The sequence below is a fragment of the Oceanobacillus sp. FSL K6-0251 genome, from assembly GCF_038004725.1.
Classification (GTDB): domain Bacteria; phylum Bacillota; class Bacilli; order Bacillales; family Amphibacillaceae; genus Oceanobacillus; species Oceanobacillus oncorhynchi.
Window position 1 is genome coordinate 2,794,749 of the sequence record NZ_JBBORS010000001.1, and the last position, 17,472, is coordinate 2,812,220.

16 protein-coding genes are annotated in these 17,472 nt (G+C 38.2%); 7 read left to right on the forward strand and 9 right to left on the reverse strand.

Going from position 1 to position 17,472, the window contains the following annotated elements; genetic code table 11:
* The first annotated feature begins 141 nt into the window (after positions 1 to 141).
* Positions 142 to 1,056, forward strand: coding sequence for a zinc dependent phospholipase C family protein (locus tag MKY45_RS14000; RefSeq protein WP_212929496.1), 915 nt, complete (start codon positions 142 to 144; stop codon positions 1,054 to 1,056).
* A gap of 54 nt (positions 1,057 to 1,110) precedes the next feature.
* Here the strand turns inward: MKY45_RS14000 and MKY45_RS14005 are convergent, their stop codons facing one another.
* Together MKY45_RS14005 and MKY45_RS14010 are read right to left on the reverse strand one after the other, a co-directional pair.
* Positions 1,111 to 2,421: an MFS transporter gene (locus tag MKY45_RS14005; protein ID WP_256704797.1), complete on the reverse strand. Its 1,311-nt coding sequence runs from the start codon at positions 2,419 to 2,421 to the stop codon at positions 1,111 to 1,113.
* Positions 2,422 to 3,076: 655 nt separating this feature from the next.
* The gene (locus MKY45_RS14010; RefSeq protein WP_042534671.1) at positions 3,077 to 3,313 is read right to left on the reverse strand and encodes an IDEAL domain-containing protein; all 237 of its coding nucleotides are present in this window, start codon (positions 3,311 to 3,313) and stop codon (positions 3,077 to 3,079) included.
* Between the two features lie 329 nt (positions 3,314 to 3,642).
* Between MKY45_RS14010 and MKY45_RS14015 the strand changes: the two genes are divergently transcribed.
* From MKY45_RS14015 to nhaC, 3 genes are all read left to right on the forward strand, one after another.
* Positions 3,643 to 4,524, forward strand: a complete 882-nt coding sequence (locus MKY45_RS14015) for a cation diffusion facilitator family transporter (RefSeq protein ID WP_042534673.1) — start codon at positions 3,643 to 3,645, stop codon at positions 4,522 to 4,524.
* A gap of 510 nt (positions 4,525 to 5,034) precedes the next feature.
* Entirely contained in the window at positions 5,035 to 6,138 is a 1,104-nt protein-coding gene (gene ftsW, locus MKY45_RS14020; RefSeq protein ID WP_193064756.1) for a putative lipid II flippase FtsW, read from the forward strand.
* Between the two features lie 433 nt (positions 6,139 to 6,571).
* Entirely contained in the window at positions 6,572 to 7,936 is a 1,365-nt protein-coding gene (gene nhaC / locus MKY45_RS14025) for a Na+/H+ antiporter NhaC (protein ID WP_193064755.1), read from the forward strand.
* Between the two features lie 57 nt (positions 7,937 to 7,993).
* Here nhaC and map read toward each other — a convergent pair whose 3' ends face one another.
* Positions 7,994 to 8,746, reverse strand: a complete 753-nt coding sequence (gene map, locus MKY45_RS14030) for a type I methionyl aminopeptidase (protein WP_042534677.1) — start codon at positions 8,744 to 8,746, stop codon at positions 7,994 to 7,996.
* A 349-nt stretch (positions 8,747 to 9,095) separates the two neighbouring features.
* Here map and MKY45_RS14035 point away from each other — a divergent pair, with 349 nt between their 5' ends.
* Both MKY45_RS14035 and MKY45_RS14040 read left to right on the forward strand, forming a co-directional pair.
* Positions 9,096 to 9,821, forward strand: coding sequence for an ABC transporter ATP-binding protein (locus MKY45_RS14035; RefSeq protein WP_042534678.1), 726 nt, complete (start codon positions 9,096 to 9,098; stop codon positions 9,819 to 9,821).
* A complete protein-coding gene (locus tag MKY45_RS14040; RefSeq protein WP_341173026.1) occupies positions 9,811 to 11,451 on the forward strand; it encodes a putative ABC transporter permease subunit in 1,641 nt (546 codons plus the stop codon). The genes MKY45_RS14035 and MKY45_RS14040 overlap by 11 nt, the downstream gene beginning before the upstream one ends.
* A 161-nt stretch (positions 11,452 to 11,612) precedes the next feature.
* On the opposite strand, the gene MKY45_RS14045 is transcribed toward MKY45_RS14040, so the two are convergent.
* The 3 genes from MKY45_RS14045 to sirA form a co-directional block, all read right to left on the reverse strand.
* Positions 11,613 to 11,759, reverse strand: a complete 147-nt coding sequence (locus MKY45_RS14045) for a YjcZ family sporulation protein (protein WP_084612989.1) — start codon at positions 11,757 to 11,759, stop codon at positions 11,613 to 11,615.
* Between the two features lie 294 nt (positions 11,760 to 12,053).
* Positions 12,054 to 12,281, reverse strand: coding sequence for a YneF family protein (locus MKY45_RS14050; RefSeq protein ID WP_042534680.1), 228 nt, complete (start codon positions 12,279 to 12,281; stop codon positions 12,054 to 12,056).
* Positions 12,282 to 12,328: 47 nt separating this feature from the next.
* Complete coding sequence (sirA, locus tag MKY45_RS14055; protein WP_042534681.1) at positions 12,329 to 12,787, reverse strand: sporulation inhibitor of replication protein SirA; 459 nt, start codon at positions 12,785 to 12,787, stop codon at positions 12,329 to 12,331.
* A 471-nt stretch (positions 12,788 to 13,258) separates the two neighbouring features.
* On the opposite strand from sirA, the gene MKY45_RS14060 reads away from it, so the two are divergent.
* On the forward strand, positions 13,259 to 14,290 hold the full coding sequence (locus MKY45_RS14060) for a hypothetical protein (protein ID WP_256704798.1): 1,032 nt from the start codon (positions 13,259 to 13,261) through the stop codon (positions 14,288 to 14,290).
* A gap of 65 nt (positions 14,291 to 14,355) precedes the next feature.
* On the opposite strand, the gene tkt is transcribed toward MKY45_RS14060, so the two are convergent.
* From tkt to MKY45_RS14075, 3 genes are all read right to left on the reverse strand, one after another.
* Positions 14,356 to 16,356 (reverse strand): transketolase, encoded by a 2,001-nt coding sequence (tkt, locus tag MKY45_RS14065; RefSeq protein WP_042534683.1) that lies wholly within the window; start codon positions 16,354 to 16,356, stop codon positions 14,356 to 14,358.
* A gap of 92 nt (positions 16,357 to 16,448) precedes the next feature.
* Entirely contained in the window at positions 16,449 to 16,682 is a 234-nt protein-coding gene (locus MKY45_RS14070) for a DUF896 domain-containing protein (protein WP_193064753.1), read from the reverse strand.
* Between the two features lie 65 nt (positions 16,683 to 16,747).
* The gene (locus MKY45_RS14075) at positions 16,748 to 17,404 is read right to left on the reverse strand and encodes a YneB family resolvase-like protein (protein WP_042534685.1); all 657 of its coding nucleotides are present in this window, start codon (positions 17,402 to 17,404) and stop codon (positions 16,748 to 16,750) included.
* Positions 17,405 to 17,472 lie beyond the last annotated feature (68 nt).

Consider the following 17,472-nt stretch of genomic DNA (forward strand, 5'->3'; position numbering starts at 1 on the left):
TCCTCGAATCATATCTAGTGTATCAAATTTTTTGATTTTTTTCGATTTCTTTTTCATGATATGATAAGAATAAGCATATTTCCAGAGAATATCAGCTATTTTTACGTATACCAATTGAATTGAAGAAAGGAAGAATAAATCATGCCGAATATCTGGACACATATTTTTTTCGCAGAAGATGCTTGCAATGCATTATCCTGGGATATCCACCATTCCCCTTCCAGACATGCTCTCTTTCTAGGCGCTCAAGGACCTGACCCTTTCTTTTATTACCGATTCTGGCCATGGCTTTCCAGTCAAAAGACCGGACAGGAAATCGGCAACACATTGCACACAAAAGAATGCGGCCCTTTTCTAATATACCTGATTGAACAGGCTCAGGAAGGGTCTGATGAAGTAAAAGCCTATGTGGCAGGTTTTATCACCCACCATCTGCTGGACCGTCATACACACCCTTATATCCATTACCGGGCCGGGTATCAGGGCAGTAAACACCAAAAGCTGGAAACCCTTATTGATACGAAAATGGCTTTAGACACACGTAAAATGGAACTGTGGAAGCATGCGGCATATGCAGAAATCAATGTTGGTGACACATTGCCTGTATCCATTTTATACATATTAGATGATGCTATCCGCAGGTTTCACCCCGAATTATCTTTTCAGACGAAGGATATTCAGATTGCTTACCAGGATATGATTACTGCTCAAAAACTTTTTGCAGACCCGGGCGGCTGGAAAAATAAAATCTTAAAAGCTTTTATCAGTTCTTATTCTCATCAGCCCATCCATGAAAATATCGATTATCTTAATGAAGAAAATAAGCTGTGGGTGCATGCAGCTACTGGAGAAAAACGGGAGGAAAGCTTTGCAGAGTTATATACGGATGCATTAAATGATGCTGTCAGCCTGCTTCCTTTGGTTACGGATTATTGGAATGAAGGCGGAGAATCAGTAAAAGCGCAGCTTATCCGCCGTATCGGCAATATTTCATATGATACCGGCACACCTGTAGCGAATCATGATATAAACCGCTTTAGTGTACCAATTATATAAGAAAAAGAAGCACATGCTCTTTGGTTCAAGACTCCTCTCAGCATGTGCTTATCTTTATTGCGGGCGTACGTTGACTTCCTCTTTTTTATTCGAAGCTCTCCTTGCCTCTTCTATTCCTTTATCAATATCCACGAATTTCAAGAGAATGATTCCGATAATAAAGAAGAAAATAAGCGATAAAATGCCTAAGCGGCTGTTTCCCGTCAATTGTCCAATAAGCGCAAATATAAATGGGCCGACTACTGCCGCGAACTTGGATGAAATACCATAAAATCCAAAAAACTCCGCATGCTTTCCAGTTGGTATCATACGTCCAAAAATGGAGCGGCTCAATGATTGTGCTCCTCCTTGAACCATTCCTACAATAATTGCCAGCATATAAAAATGAAGAGCAGTGCTCATAAAATAACCAATAATGACTATTCCTAAATAGATGTACAATGTGATAAATAATGCTTTCTTTGCTGTAATCTTTGTTGCCAGCCAACCGAAAAAGAAGGTAAATGGTATGCCGACAAATTGGGTAATCAATAAGGCAATAATCAAATCATTCTGACCAATCCCAATCTCACTTCCATAAACAGTTGCCATTCGGATGATGGTAGAAATTCCATCATTATAAAGCCAAAATGCAATCAGAAAAATAGCCAGCTGTTTAAATTGCTTTATCTCCCGGAAGGTGTTTCCGACTCTGGAAAAACCAATGGCTATATATGATTTTTCCCGCTTTACTTTCTCTTTTTTCTCTTCTTTTATATTTTTCAGGAGCGGAATCGTAAAAATCAGCCACCAGATACCTACAGAAGCAAGCGAAATTCTGGTTGCCCATTCTGTATCAGAAATCCCGAACCAGGATGGGTTTAATATCATCATCACATTAACAGCTAATAAAATACCGCCTCCAATATATCCATAGGCAAAACCGCCTGATGATACTTTGTCCATCTCTTCTTTTTCAGCAATCTCCGGTAAAAATCCATCATAAAAAATATTACCGCCCGAAAATCCAATCGAACCAATAATGAATAATAAAGAGGCCAGTAAATAATCTCCCTCACTGATGAAGATCATTAAAATACTTGCAATAATCCCCATAAATGCGAAAAAACGAAGAAATTTTTTCTTTGCTGCTGAAAAATCACTGATGGCACCAAGTATCGGTGCAAGAATAGCTACAATCAGCACAGAGATAGATTGTGAATATCCCCAATAGCTTGTTGCTAAATGATCATCCAGACCAGATGCAGCAACTGTTGAATAATAAACGGGTAGTACTGCAGCCATCATCGTTGTTGCAAAAGCTGAATTCCCGAAATCGTACATCATCCAGCTGCGCTGTATTTTCTTTCTCGATTTTGCGTCCACTTTATCCCCCTCCTTTACTTGCATTATAATGGATTTATTTGGTTAATCCTATCTATTTTTTTAATTTAATATTATTTCTTAAAAAAACCTATATTCCGTCTTTTCTGCATGCAGTATATGCTGACATGAATGTTCTCACAACTGCTATTTACTTGGAGCGTGCAAAAGATAACTGCCATACTCCAAATAAAAAAACAAGAATACCGCTTGGTCTTTAAAACATCGGTGTCCTTGTCGAAGAGATGTCCGCTACGGGAAGTCGCTTTCCGTGGGCAACGGCTCAGCCTCCTCGGAACAAAACCGCTTCCTCCGGGGTCTTCACCTGTTGCTTTTCCCGCAGTAGTCAACTTCCCTCCGCTCCCATCTAAGAATAAATATGTTTCATTAGCTTTCTTATAAAGAAATAAAGCTAATTCTAGCGACGATTTTGATGGGGCGAGCAATCGCAATGGTTTTCGGTGGGACGAGTAATCGCAGTCCCAGTCCCAGCGGGAAGACCTCGCAGAAAAAAGCAAACTTCTTTTTTTACTCTCGGGGCCTAAGATTACTCACCCCATGAAACCCATTGAATCGACTACCTTCAACTTTTATAAGGTTTCTTATTCCTAAAAAAAGGTATAGGCGCACTTGGTCTCAGGCACCTATACCTTTATAGTTAATCTTCCCACACATATTGTTTATAAGCTTCACTATATTTTTTAAAATCTACATAATTATTTGTTTCAATGGCTTGATTTATTTCTTCTTCTAAATGAGATTTGTTCCATTTAAATACAAGTTCGTCCAATAATAATTGAGCAGCAAGCTTCTCTTCAAATGCCATTTCTTTTCGTGCTGTTAACGGTTCTCCTACATACTGAAAAAAACGGTATACGACTTTTTCTTGTTTCATGGAAGTTTCCCCCTTAAAGCCTTTTACCCATTATGCACAAACTTTCAATAAATTTCAACTTATAAATATTATCCATTTTTTTCTTATTTATTTTCATCTATGCAAGCACCTTATTTTCTGAATCATTTTATATATAAAAAGAAACAATAAATACTGCCATAGCAATGATTGTTTCCCAAAGGAAAATATGCTTACAATTCTCAATAACTCTTCCTGTGGTCTGTTATTTTTCTCTAGACCCACCAGTAAGTGATTTGATAGACTATATAAGCTAACTTGAATATGGTATGGAGATATCTAGTTAATTTTAGAATATGGTGGGATTAAAGATGAATAATCATAATGAAAACTTAAAAACCGGGGAAAAAGGAGCTTGGCTCAGCATCATCGCTTATATCTTTTTAGCCATTTTAAAGCTTTATATTGCCTCCATCGGAAATTCAGAAGGGCTGCGCGCTGACGGTTTAAATAACTTTACCGATATTATTGCTTCCGTTGCTGTATTAGTCGGATTAAAAATAGCGGTCAAACCTGCAGATTCCGTCCACCGCTACGGCCATTACCGTGCAGAAAGTATCGCTTCTCTATTTGCCGCTTTTATTATGATGTTTATCGGCCTTCAAGTCATATTTACTGCAGGCCGGACACTTTATGCATCCGATTATGAACAGCCTGATATGCTGACAGCCTGGGTAGCTATATTCGCTGCATTGGTTATGCTGGGTGTCTTCCGTTATAATTTAAAACTGTCCAAAAAAATCGGAAGCAGTGCACTTTATGCGGCAGCAATGGATAACCGTTCAGACGCTTTTGTAAGTATTGGCGTATTTATCGGCATTATCGGAGCCCAATTCGGACTATTTTGGTTAGATCCGATTGTAGCGATATTGGTCGGATTAATCATCTGCAAAACAGCATGGGATATTTTTAAAGATTCTACGGTTACGCTGACAGATGGATTTGATTATAAGAAATTAGATGAAATGAAGGAAGCTATCCGCACCTTTAAAAATGTACGGGAGGTTGTTGATATTAAAGGCCGTATTCACGGCAATCAAGAGCTTTTAGATATAACTATTTTAGTGGATCCCACCTTAAATGTTGTTGACAGCCATGCTATCACAGAGCATATTGAGGAGTATCTTTACAAAGAATACGGAATAAATCACGCATTGATTCATATTGAACCTTATGAAGAAAATAAAAAGTAAACTTCAGAAACAAGATGAACCATTTTCTATATCCTTAGAGAATGGTTCATTTTAATATTTGTATTTTCCTTTTTTATAAAATGAAGCTACATTTGCTCCTCTGTCAAAATAATTTCGTCCAATGTCGATAACAGGAAAATTTCTCTGTTGTTCCTGTCGTCAAAGTTATCATTCGTTTTTTACCTCTTCTTCCCCCTTCTACCCCTGACAGTGAATACTAACTAATTATGAATCCTCCTTCTAGTTCAAGTAAAGTCCTCATATCACGAACAAGTATTTTCAACCTCCTTTCACGTACTCTATTTATTACAATCCAGGAGAAAAACGCTGCGTAATTTGACGAATTGTCAACATCCCTAGTATATTTAATAGGAATTACCGAAAACCATGATTTTTAAGTATTTCAATAATAATCAGCCTGGCCGGCAATATTCAATTATGGGAGGCAAACATGAACTGTTCTCAAAAAAGAGCATTCATGCATGATTTTTATATAGTTAGGATGAGAATATGCTTTGGGCAAAAGTGAAGAAAATGGACTTTTTGTTAATTGCTGCGGTAGGTATTTTATCAATTTTTGGACTGTTGATGGTATACAGTGCAAGCTTTCCAATTGGACAAATGTACTATGATAGCGGAAATTACTTTTTTGTAAAACAGCTGCAATGGCTCTTAATCGGCATAGCCTTCTTTACCTTGGCTGCGTTAATAAACCCTGCACTATATGCCAGATGGAGTCCCGCGCTTGTAATGCTCTCGTTAATTCTGCTAATAGCTGTTTTAATACCAAATATAGGAGTAGAACGCAACTTCTCCCAGCGCTGGATTGCGATTGGCGGATTTTTATTTCAGCCGTCAGAAGTGGTGAAGATATCCATGGTCATTTACTTTGCCTCGATTTATGCAAAAAAACAGTCGTATATCAACCATTTCGTACATGGCGTCCTGCCTCCGGTCATCATCTTGCTGCTTGTTTTTTTATTCATTTTATCACAGCCTGATTTAGGAGCAGCCGGAATTATTTTGGCCGCTTGCGGAATTATTGTTACATGCAGTGGTGTAAAAAAACGGCATATTTTTTTATTGGGAAGTGTTGCTGCTGTAGGTACGGTTTACTTCGCCCTAAGCTCAGCCTATCGTTTGAATCGTTTGACTTCCTTCAGGCAGCCGTTTGAGGAGTTTTCAGAGAATGGCTACCAGCTTGCAAATTCTTTGCTTGCAATCAATAGCGGCGGATTAATGGGAAACGGAATAGGTAACAGTACACAAAAGCTCGGCTATCTCCCAGAAGCACATACCGATTTTATTATGGCAATTACGATAGAAGAGCTCGGAGCAGCAGGCTTACTGATAGTTCTTGCCTGCTATATGATTATCCTGTTTAGAGGTATCTTCATCGCCAAACAGCTGTCCAATTCCTTTTATCAATTACTGGCAATAGGAATCACTTTTCTGATTATGATTCAGGCAGTGATTAATTTAGGAGCGATTTCTGGTATGTTACCGATAACGGGAGTAACATTACCATTCGTCAGCTATGGAGGCTCTTCCATTATTATAATGATGGTTTGTGCCGGAATTCTTGTGAATTTGTCTGCGAAAAGAGAAAGCTAAGTCAACTTTTGAAAAAGGCATTATGTACACTTATTGTTCTCAAAAAATAGATACGTAAATAGCAATTATTTGAATCTCTTATTGACAATTCAAGTAAATTAATTGTATAGTCATTATTAACAATTCAATCGTTTTGACAGTAAAAGTCCGCAGTAGATTATTATATGACAGTTATTTAGAGACAAGGTGGCTGGTGCAAACCTTGGTATATAATAGTTGAATTACAGGCTTTATTTTAAAACCTGTCACTGAAATCAAGCGGATGTACTTAATGTGCATCAACTAGGGTGGTAACGCGGAGATTTACTTCGTCCCTTTCTATAGGGGCGGAGTTTTTTTATTGGTTTAAAACGATCATGCTGCAGCTTTTTACATTTCTTATAGAAAAATAGGCATATCTTATACATATGCAAAGCCAAGGAGGTAATTAAAAATGAATTCAATTAAAGCAAAACATCACCCTTCATTACTTGTTTCCGTCGTTTTCCTCATCCTGCTTGTGGGGATTATCAGCTTTTTTATGATTGGACTGGAAGCCGCGCCGCATATACCTATCCTTATCGCTATATTTATTTTGGTTGGTTATGGATTATGGAATAAAATCACTTACCAATCTCTGCAAAAGGCGATGGGCTTAGGAGCCGGTTCTGCAATGGGAGCGGTATTCTTATTCTTTGTAATTGGTATTCTAATCAGCAGCTGGATGATAAGCGGAACCATTCCTGTCTTGATGACAACTGGTTTATCTCTTATCTCAACTACATGGTTTTATGCGGTTGTTTTTGCTATTACCGGTATTATTGGTATCTCTTTAGGAAGCTCCCTGACTACTACTGCAACTGTCGGCGTTGCTCTGATAGGAATGGCCGGGGCGATGGACGCTTCTTTGGCGATTACAGCAGGAGCAATTGTTTCCGGAGCTTTCTTTGGTGATAAAATGTCTCCATTATCTGATACAACCAACCTTGCTTCAACGATCGTCGGTGTCGATTTATTTGAACATATTAAACATATTAGTTTAACAACGATTCCTGCATTTATTATTTCGTTTATTGCTTTTGCAATACTATCACCAAGTGGCTCCCATGCCAGCAATAATATTGCACAGTATCAGGAGGCATTACAAGGAACAGGATTGATACATTGGAGTTCCTGGATCCCATTGATAGTATTGATTGGCTGTACAATTTTTAAATTGTCTGCTTTCTTATCTTTATCTATAAGCAGTGTCGTTGCCAGTATCATTGCGATTGCTGTTAATAAATTTCCTTTAAGCGCTATTCCTGCTATCTGGTTTGGCGGCTATACTGGAAATTCTGATTTTGATCCTGTTAATGAATTAATTACAAGAGGCGGTCTGGAAAGCATGTTCTTCACGATCGCCCTTGTACTTCTCGCTTTAAGCTTTGGCGGATTATTGTTTGTTACTGGTATTTTGCCGGCCATTTTAGAAGCACTGCAAAAACGACTTAAAAGAACAAGGTCCATCATCGCTTCCACTGCAGGGACGGCAATTGGGGTGAATGTTTTTATCGGGGAGCAGTATTTATCAATTCTGTTAACCGGCGAAACATTTCAGCAAATTTATGAAAGAGCCGGGCTAACGAAAAAAGCATTATCCCGTACGTTGGAAGATGCAGGAACAGTAATTAATCCGCTTGTTCCCTGGAGCGTATGCGGAGTGTTTATCGCAGATGTCTTAGGCATTCCTGTACTGACCTACCTGCCGTTTGCATTTTTCTGCCTGTTAAGTCCCGTGATTACTATTTTATTTGGAGCCCGAACAGCGAAAAAATAATCGAAAAAATACTCCCTAATGCGAAATTTCATGCTCACACATTAGGGAGTATTTTTATTATTTATCCTGCTCTGTTAAAATAATCGGCTCTTCCTTTGTAACAACGATTTGATGCTCAAACTGGGCGGAGCGTCCTTTATCAACCGTTCTTGCAGTCCAGCCATTATCATCCATCTTGCTGCGCCAGTCGCCTTCATTGATCATTGGCTCAATCGTAATAACCATTCCCTCTTTTAAACGAATGCCTTTATTTGGCAGTCCGTAATGTGGTACATGCGGATCTTCATGAATCGTCGGTCCGATTCCATGGCCGGTAAAATCTCGCACAACAGAAAAACCTTCCGCCTCCGCATACGATTGAATCGCGTGGCCTATGTCACCCAAACGATTGCCGTGCTTTGCCTGAGCAAGACCTTTGTACAATGCTTCCTTCGTTACTTCAATCAGCTTCTGTCCTTTTTCGTCTACATTGCCGACAGCATATGTCCACGCAGAATCAGCCAAGCCTCCATTTAAATTAACAACCATATCAATAGTTACAATATCTCCGTCTTCTAAGGGTCTATCTGTTGGAAAGCCATGACAAATTTCATCATTTAAAGAAGCGCAAATCGCATAAGGATAGCCATTATAGCCTTTTTGCTCCGGCGTTGCTCCATGCTCTTCTAAAAATCTTTCTACAAATGCGTCCAATTCGAGTGTTGTTACGCCCGGTTTAATCCGTTTTGCGATTTCTTTATGTGTGGCTACCAGCAAATCAGCTGCTTCCTGCATTTGCTGAACTTCCCGCTTACTTTTTCTTGTTATCATTCATTCTTCTTCCTTTCTGTCTTCTATATACACGATACTTTATAAGAAATCCATTAAATATTAAATGAGGTTTCATACCCAGAGTCCATTGTAAATTCTAACACAACCTTTCTGAAACGAACAGTATCTTACCTTTGCTTGTATGAGCATTGCTCATTTTTTAAAAAGAAACCATACTGCTGGCTATTATTTGCAAGGTGATAAATCCAATCACCTTCGAAAAGAAAATGCCTTTTATTTCTTAAAGATGGGAAATTAATTTTGTGAAAATGCAGCCGCATGTTACGATAAGTTTATATTTACCTGACAATACAATTTCTAATATAAGTGTAGAAATGGAGGTTTTTGGATGATAGAAATTTCTCGAATCAATAAAAGCTTTGATGGACATCATCATATTATCCAAGATTTATCATTGACCATCCCAGATGGAAAAATCGTCGGCTTTCTTGGACCAAATGGCGCTGGGAAATCTACCACAATCAATATGATGACCGGTATCTTACCCATCGATAAAGGAACAATTACTTTAAATGGCATTGATATTGATAAAGAGCCCTTAAAGGCAAAAGAGATTTTTGGATTTGTTCCAGACCGTTCTGATATTTTTCTGAGGCTAAAAGGCTTGGAATACCTTAATTTTATTGCTGATATTTATCAGGTTCCTGAGGACGTGCGGCAGGAAAAGATAGCCTATTATACAAAACAATTTTCAATCGACCATGCCTTGGGAAATTATATTCAGAGTTACTCTCATGGAATGCGGCAAAAAATAATGGTTACTTCTGTACTGCTGCACGATCCGGATATTTGGATTTTAGACGAACCATTAACTGGTCTGGATCCAAAATCGTCCTATGCTTTAAAACAAATGATGCGGGAGCACGCTGATAAAGGAAATACGGTTTTCTTCTCCAGCCATGGCCTGGAGGTCGTAGAACAGCTCTGTGATGAAGTGGCAATTATTAATCACGGAGAGCTTTTATTTTATGGAACAATTGATGAACTGCAGGCAGAATATCAAACCGACCAATCTCTGGAAAATGTATTTTTGGAGCTAACCAATGATGCGTAATACATGGACAATTACAAAAATAATGTTAAGAATGCAGTATTCTTCAGCAGGCAAACAAAGTAATACATGGATTTATATTATTGTTTCCCTGATTCTTATTCCATTTTTTATTATGCTTATGCAAGGAATACATTCTATGGTTACACATGCTTATCACATGCTGGCTGAAGTAAACCAGGAAAGTATGCTACTCGGTTTGGCATTGCTTTTTATTGCAGCTATCCTGTTTTTTCTTTCATTTATTATGATTTTATCTGCTTTTTATTTTTCTGATGATATTACAGCTTATATTCCACTGCCGGTACATCCTTATCAATTATTGGTTGGCAAAGCAGCAAATCCGCTAATTTATAATTATGGCATTGCAGCACTTTTATTTCTGCCATTTTTATTTATGTATGGAAGTATCAGCAGTGCGCCTATTCTATTTTATGTCTATGGCTTCATTTTGTTTATCATTTTTCCAATTATTCCATTTAGTCTTGTAGCGGTTATCCTGATGTTTATCATGCGTTATGTCAATATCGCCAAAAACAAGGATCGCTCCAAAATCTTTATGGGTATCGGTTCCTTACTATTTGTTATTCTCGTTAACGTACTTGTTCGTCTCAACATGGACGATGCGGCAATGCTTGATACGTTTACGACCTATATGCAGGAGCAAGAAGGATTACTGCGAATGATAACCATAATCTTTCCACCGGCTTATTTCGGAGCAGGCAGTCTCCATTTTGCGGCTGATTGGTCCGGTCTTCTTTTCCTGCTTGCACTTCTGGCTGTGTTTATCCTTTGTGTTCTCTTATTTATTTGGGCTGGACAGCGATTTTATTTGAAGGGTGTCCGGGGAATGAGTTCGGGAAGCAAAGGAAATTTATCAGCTAAAGCATCTCAAAAATTAACACAGCAGCGTTCAATTTTAAAAACATATCTGCTGAAGGAATTTAAAATGATTTTTCGCACCCCTGCTTTTCTAATGCAGTGTGTCATTCAGGCATTATTTTTCCCGGTATTTATAACGGTGATTCTATTTTTGGATATGGGAAATGATCTGGCAGCACTTGTCTCTGCTGCACCAGAAAAAAATCTTTTTCTGACCTTATTTATGATATCGATTTTTTTATTAAGTACCAATGTTACAGCCTCCACTGCTATTTCCAGAGAAGGAGCAAGCATAAAATTAAATTTATTTTTGCCAATACCATTTCAGCATTTGATAAACGCAAAATTATATGTTGCCTATCTTATGTCTATGCTGCCGTTTTTATTGCTTATTGGTGTCGGCATTTATGTAAACATTCCAATTCATATATTCATTGGCTGGATAGGAATTACCTTGTTGTATAATTGGTTAGCCGTCGTGATTAACTTCTTTATTGATGTCTATCATCCAAAGCTTCACTGGACAGACGAACAGGAATTATTTAAAGGGAGATTCATCCCTTTCTTTATTTCGCTTGGACAAATTGCTCTTTTCGGGATGATAACGATTATTCTTTGGAATATGAATATAACGAATGTTTATCTGATTATGCTTATTTTACTGCTTTCCACGTTCATTGTTACCGATATAGCACACATTTATTTACGTAAAAAAGTATCGTTAAAAACATTGCAAAACCTGGGAAACTAATTGAAAAAAGACGCCCTGGCAATTCATCCGCCAGGACGTCTTCTTGTTTTTCAGCAAATAGGGCATTCGAGCAAAGGCTTGGGCGCCAGTGCATAAGAGATTTTTGAAAGCAGAAGCCCGCTTATCGAAATCCCTTTCACGAATACCAGGTTTTTTAATCATTAACAGTAGTAGCCACCCGTGTAGCACTGGTTGCCGCCGGAGTATGCTGTTCCAATAATAATCAACAAAATAAATAACACAACTAATAACGCAAAGCCCGCTGAGCCAAAGCTTTGACGATTATCACAACATTCTTCTCTACCCATGTGTATATAACCTCCTCTATTCGAACTACTTTAACTTATGCAGCTTCATTCAAATTGGGAAGGCGAATGACTATTTTTTTTGAAAAACTCCCCTTCGTTAAGCTTTACCTGGATGACCATATACTGATTCCAACGTGTCCGCACATCCTATGTATACTGACAAAGCGCTTCTAAACCCGAGCACTTTGATCCTGCACAATTTAAATTTTTACTATGCTGAAAAAAATTTTGACCAATAAGAAAAACCACCTTCTAAAAAGTGGTTTTAGTGCTTGTCCATAAAATAATTATCAATTATTTCCCAGACTGATTCTGATTATTCATCGCCCGCATCATTTGATTAATTTTCTTCTGTGACGGCTTCTGGCCCATTTGCATCATCAATGTACGAAGCATTTGCTCATTTATTGGCGGATTCTTTTTCAAGTAGTTCATCATATATTTTCTAGCAATGAAAAATCCAAGAGCAACACCAGCAATTAAAGCTGCAATTGCAATTAATACTACCCATATCGTACTCATGTTACAAAATTTCCTCCTTCGTGTTGTCTCTAATACAGTATATTAGATTAGAGGAAATTATACAACACTTGACTTTCATCATTGAGCTCTTTTATAGATTTAGGAGAAATCCATCCATATTGTGGTGTATCTTTTCCTTGGACAAAGAAATAAGGATGAATATCTTCTAATATAGGAAAAAGCAGTGATACCGCAACGGCTAAATGGCGACACCTTAAAATCAATTCCCCATTTTCAATATATAAGCAGAGTGATTCTTCTCCTTTTTTTACAAGCACTCTATTTCCAATTCGTTTCACATAAATATCCGGCGAAGAAAACGTCTTTAAATGCATAGCAAACTTGTAAAAATGGATTTTTCGAGTGATAAATCGAAATTGCTTTCTAATTATTACTTCGTCCTCTTTTTCAGCACATTCTAAAAAGAAACGATGTAATAAATCACTTTTATGATAATAATTTTTTGCTACATTTTCTTCTATCCAATAAATTGCGTATTCATTCATCACGTATTCCCCCTTTGACTATCATTATAGAGGAATCTATTTCCGAAAGTTGTCATAATAGTGTGCAAAGAACAACTTCTTTTGTCGAAACAATAAAGAAAACTTGGCGTCTACTTTTCTCTTTCAGGAATTTAAGAGAAGTCTGTCAATCTGCTGATTTTTGATTTCTGCTTTCCCCTACTTGAATTTCTTTTGAAACATTTTTTCCATATCATCATTGATACAATTATACTATCAAGGCTCTTCACCAAAATCAATGGTTGATATTAATGAATAGATATGAGTAAAGAGACTAATTAGCGCAGTATTTTTCCGCAGCGGTTACCACTATCAATTTAACTACTGTCTGTCAACCATTGATTTTGGTATTGATCCACTATCAAACAACCAATTACATTCACCAAAAATGGGAAGCAGCATAAATTAATTAAACAAAAGCCCAAAATTTCAAATCAAAAAGGAAGTGTCTTCTTGAGAAATTATTATTATGTTACGGCAAATACAGCGGTGGGATTTGTGAATTTACTGCCTTCCAATTTAGAACGTATACAGCAAATCTTTCGTTTAAAACACTCTTCTCAAACGGTGAAAGCAAAAATTTTAAAAGATATAATCACAAAATATGAAGCTACCTATGAAGTAGAAGTGTTAAAAAGTGCGTTGGGTGAACATTATTTGGATGGTGTGGTTATACCTGAAAAGGGACTCGCTTTTTTAAATGATTCCATTATACCAGATGATATGCGTGAAGGAATCGAACTGGATTTAAATCGATTTACACAAGACATTTCGGTAAGAAAAGAGAAACTAGAAGAAAACTTCATTCACTACACAGAAAAAGCATATAAACATTTGGAAACAGGGTTACGCATACATGATGATCTGGAAGAGATCTATATTAAAGAAATGAATTTTAAGCGGGCGAATGAAATTGCCGATACGTTTATTCAAGAAGTCTTAGAAGGACAATCGAAGAAGGATCAAGATGGCCACGAGTATCACCGCCTTTTTGGTACCACAACTGTAGATGGTCCGGTCAATGTCGTCCCTCATATTACAGAAAAACTATCCTGCGTTTTTTATGTAAAAGGGAGAGCTGGAACAGGCAAGTCAACATTTATGAAAAAAGTAGCGAGTGCTTGTATTGAATATGGTTATGATACTGAAATTTATCATTGTAGTTTTGATCCAAATAGTATTGATATGGTATTAGTTCCAGATTTGGATTTTTGTATATTTGACAGTACTGATCCCCATGAATTTTTCCCAACTAGAGAAGGGGAAGTAGTTATTGATTTATACGAAGAAACCGTCACGCCTGGAACAGATGAGAAATATGCTGGTGAAATTAACAAAATAAATAACCATTATAAATCCTATATGAAAAAAAGCGTTGCAGAGCTGAAAAAGGCTGGAAAATATTTGGAAACTATAGAGCAACAGTTTTCCTGCACCGAACAAGAACGGAAAGAAATCATCCATTTTATCGAGCAACAATTATAATAGATACGAAAGAAGAGAGATGCTAGCATCTCTCTTCCTCATGACATAAAATATTTAAATATTCCTTATTTCGTCACTTCTTCTACTAATTGAACAACGTTATCTACTGTAAAACCAAATTTCTCAATCAATAAATCGCCATTCGCAGAAGCACCAAAACGGTCAATTGTGAGTGTTTTTCCTTCAAAGCCTACATAACGGTCCCATCCGAATGACGCAGCCATTTCAATCCCGACTCTGGCTGTGACTTCTTTTGGAAGTACTTCGTTTTTATATGCTTCATCCTGCGCTTCAAAGCGATCCCATGAAGGCATACTTACTACCTGTGCATCGACACCTTTTTCCTTCAATGCTTCCTGTGCTGCAACTGCCAGTTGAACCTCGGAACCGGTAGCTAAAAGAAGCGCATCCGGTGTTTCTTTTTCGGATTTACTTACAATGTACGCACCTTTTTTAACCCCTTCATAGGCTAATTCTGCGGTATTTGCTAAGGTAGGCAGGTTTTGACGTGTCAATACAAGCGCTGTCGGCTGATCTGTCGATTCCAAAGCTAAGCGCCATGCTGCCTGTACCTCATTCGCATCCGCTGGACGGATTAATGAAAGATGAGGCATCGCACGTAAAGCAGCTAATTGCTCCACAGGCTCATGGGTCGGACCGTCTTCCCCGACTGCAATCGAATCATGCGTAAACACATACGTTACCGGCATATTCATAATCGACGCCAGACGAATGGATGGACGTAAATAGTCACTGAAGACAAAGAAGGTTCCACCGAAGACATGAAGTCCTCCGTGAAGCGCCATTCCATTTAAAGCAGCACCCATTGCATGTTCACGTACACCAAACCAGATATTACGTCCGGCATAATCTGCCTTGGTAAAGTCCGCTTCGTCATTGATTGTTGTTTTGTTCGAACCGGCAAGGTCGGCACTTCCGCCAAAGAAATTCGGAACGGATTTAGCTACAGCGTTTAATACTTCCCCGGAGGACGCACGTGTAGCAAATTTAGATCCTTCTTCAAATACAGGAAGATTTTCATGCCAGTTTTCAGGAAGCTCTCCTTTTAAAGCAAGCTCGAACTGTTTTCCTAATTCCGGATAGGCTTCTTGATAAGCAGCAACCAGCTCGTCCCATGCTGCTTCTTTTTCGGAACCGTCATTCACGATTTTTTCTTTAAAGTCAGCATATACTTCCTCCGGCACATAGAAATCTTCATGCGTCCATTTATAGGCTTCTTTAGTCAGTTTCACTTCATCTGCCCCAAGCGGTGCGCCATGGGAAGCACTGGAAGCAGATTTATTTGGAGAACCATAACCGATAACTGTTTTTACTTCAATCAATGTCGGCTGGTCCTGGTTTTGCTGTGCTTCTTTGATTGCCTGGCGAATGGCGTTGACATCATTGCCGTCTTCCACCCGCAATACCTGCCAGCCATATGCTTTAAAGCGTTGTTCCGTATTCTCAGAGAAAGAACGGTCTAAATCGCCGTCTAATGAAATATCATTGGAATCATACAAAGCAATCAGTTTACCTAAGCCCATATGGCCGGCTAACGATGCAGCTTCATGCGAGATTCCTTCCATTAAGTCTCCGTCACTGACAATCGCGTATGTATAATGATCGACCACATTATACTTTTCTTTATTATACACAGCACCTAAGTGTGCTTCCGCCATTGCCATTCCTACTGACATCGCAATGCCTTGTCCCAATGGACCCGTTGTTGCTTCTACACCATCCGTATGATGCACTTCCGGATGTCCCGGTGTTTTCGAATCCCATTGGCGGAATCCTTTTAAATCATCGATAGATACATTATAGCCTGATAAGTGTAACAGACTGTACAGCAGCATGGAACCATGACCTGCAGACAATACAAAACGGTCACGATTGAACCATTTGGAATGCTTTGGATTGTGATTCATAAAATCTGTCCAGAGTGTATACGCCATCGGTGCCGCACCCATCGGTAATCCCGGATGCCCGGAGTTTGCTTTTTCAATTGCATCGATGGAGAGCGTGCGAATGGTATTGATGGATAGTTCCTCAACTTGTTGTGTCATTGTTTTTCTCCTTCCACTTCAAAACATATTCTGTTTCTTCCTCTATTTTATAATGAAATCCGATACGATACAAGCTAAGTTAATATGATGTATCAGTGTTTCTTATTACGTTCCTGGTAATCACGAAGCTTTTGCGGGGTCACATCATTCCCGGCCGGGTCAATGACTGTCATCCCTTTTAGATGATTTTTAAAAGAACCCCGTACATTTGCCAGGTATTCTTTTCGAAGATTTTGCTGTTCTGTTTTTTCTTCTTCTGTTAAGCCTTCATTTTTCGCTTTATTAGCTAACATATTTATTCTATTTAATTTATCTTTAGACAACATAGCTTGTCCCTCCTTCGATTAAAAAAACAGGAGTTAAAATAACCTTCCTGTTTCTTTATCTTACGTCACGATTCACTTTCATTCAAGGAATTGATATATTCCTGGTAGCGGCGATGGATGGTTGCCTTTGATGCATGAAATCCAAGTCCTTTTAAAACTGTTGTGATTTCTTGAAACGTTAATTTATTCTGCCGCAGCCGCACAATCTCTTCCATCGGAATTTCAGCGCGTTCTCTTCCCGGGGATTGATTGATATGATGTAAATTTTCTTGAGGGTTATACCCATTTGATACAGCACGTCGCATTCCCCTTTTTATTTTCATATTATGTAGTTTACGCTGATATTCTTCCACTATACCGACGATGTTCAACACCATCGAATCCGCTTCATTCAGCTCAAGTTCTCCTTCATGGGTAACCGTGTAAATGGGGATATTAATTTTCCGGAGCTGATGAAATAAAGCAATTTTTGTATTTCCTCTTCCAAGCCTTGTTTCATCTTGAATACAAAGACAATCAGCTTCTTGATGAGAAAAATAATCAAGAAGCTTAAATATGCCATCTCTATCAATGTCATAGCCGCTGGCCTTCTCCTGAATACAATCCACAACCGTAAAATTTAATTTATCGGCCAGCGCAGATAACTCTTCATATTGTCTTTGAAGTGATGTTTCTTGTGTTTCTTTTTCTGTACTTACCCGACAATAAATAATCGTTCTCAATGTTTTATCCTCCAATAATAAACCGCTCTTTTTCAACTTTTCGGTGACAATTCTTTACAGAATCTGTC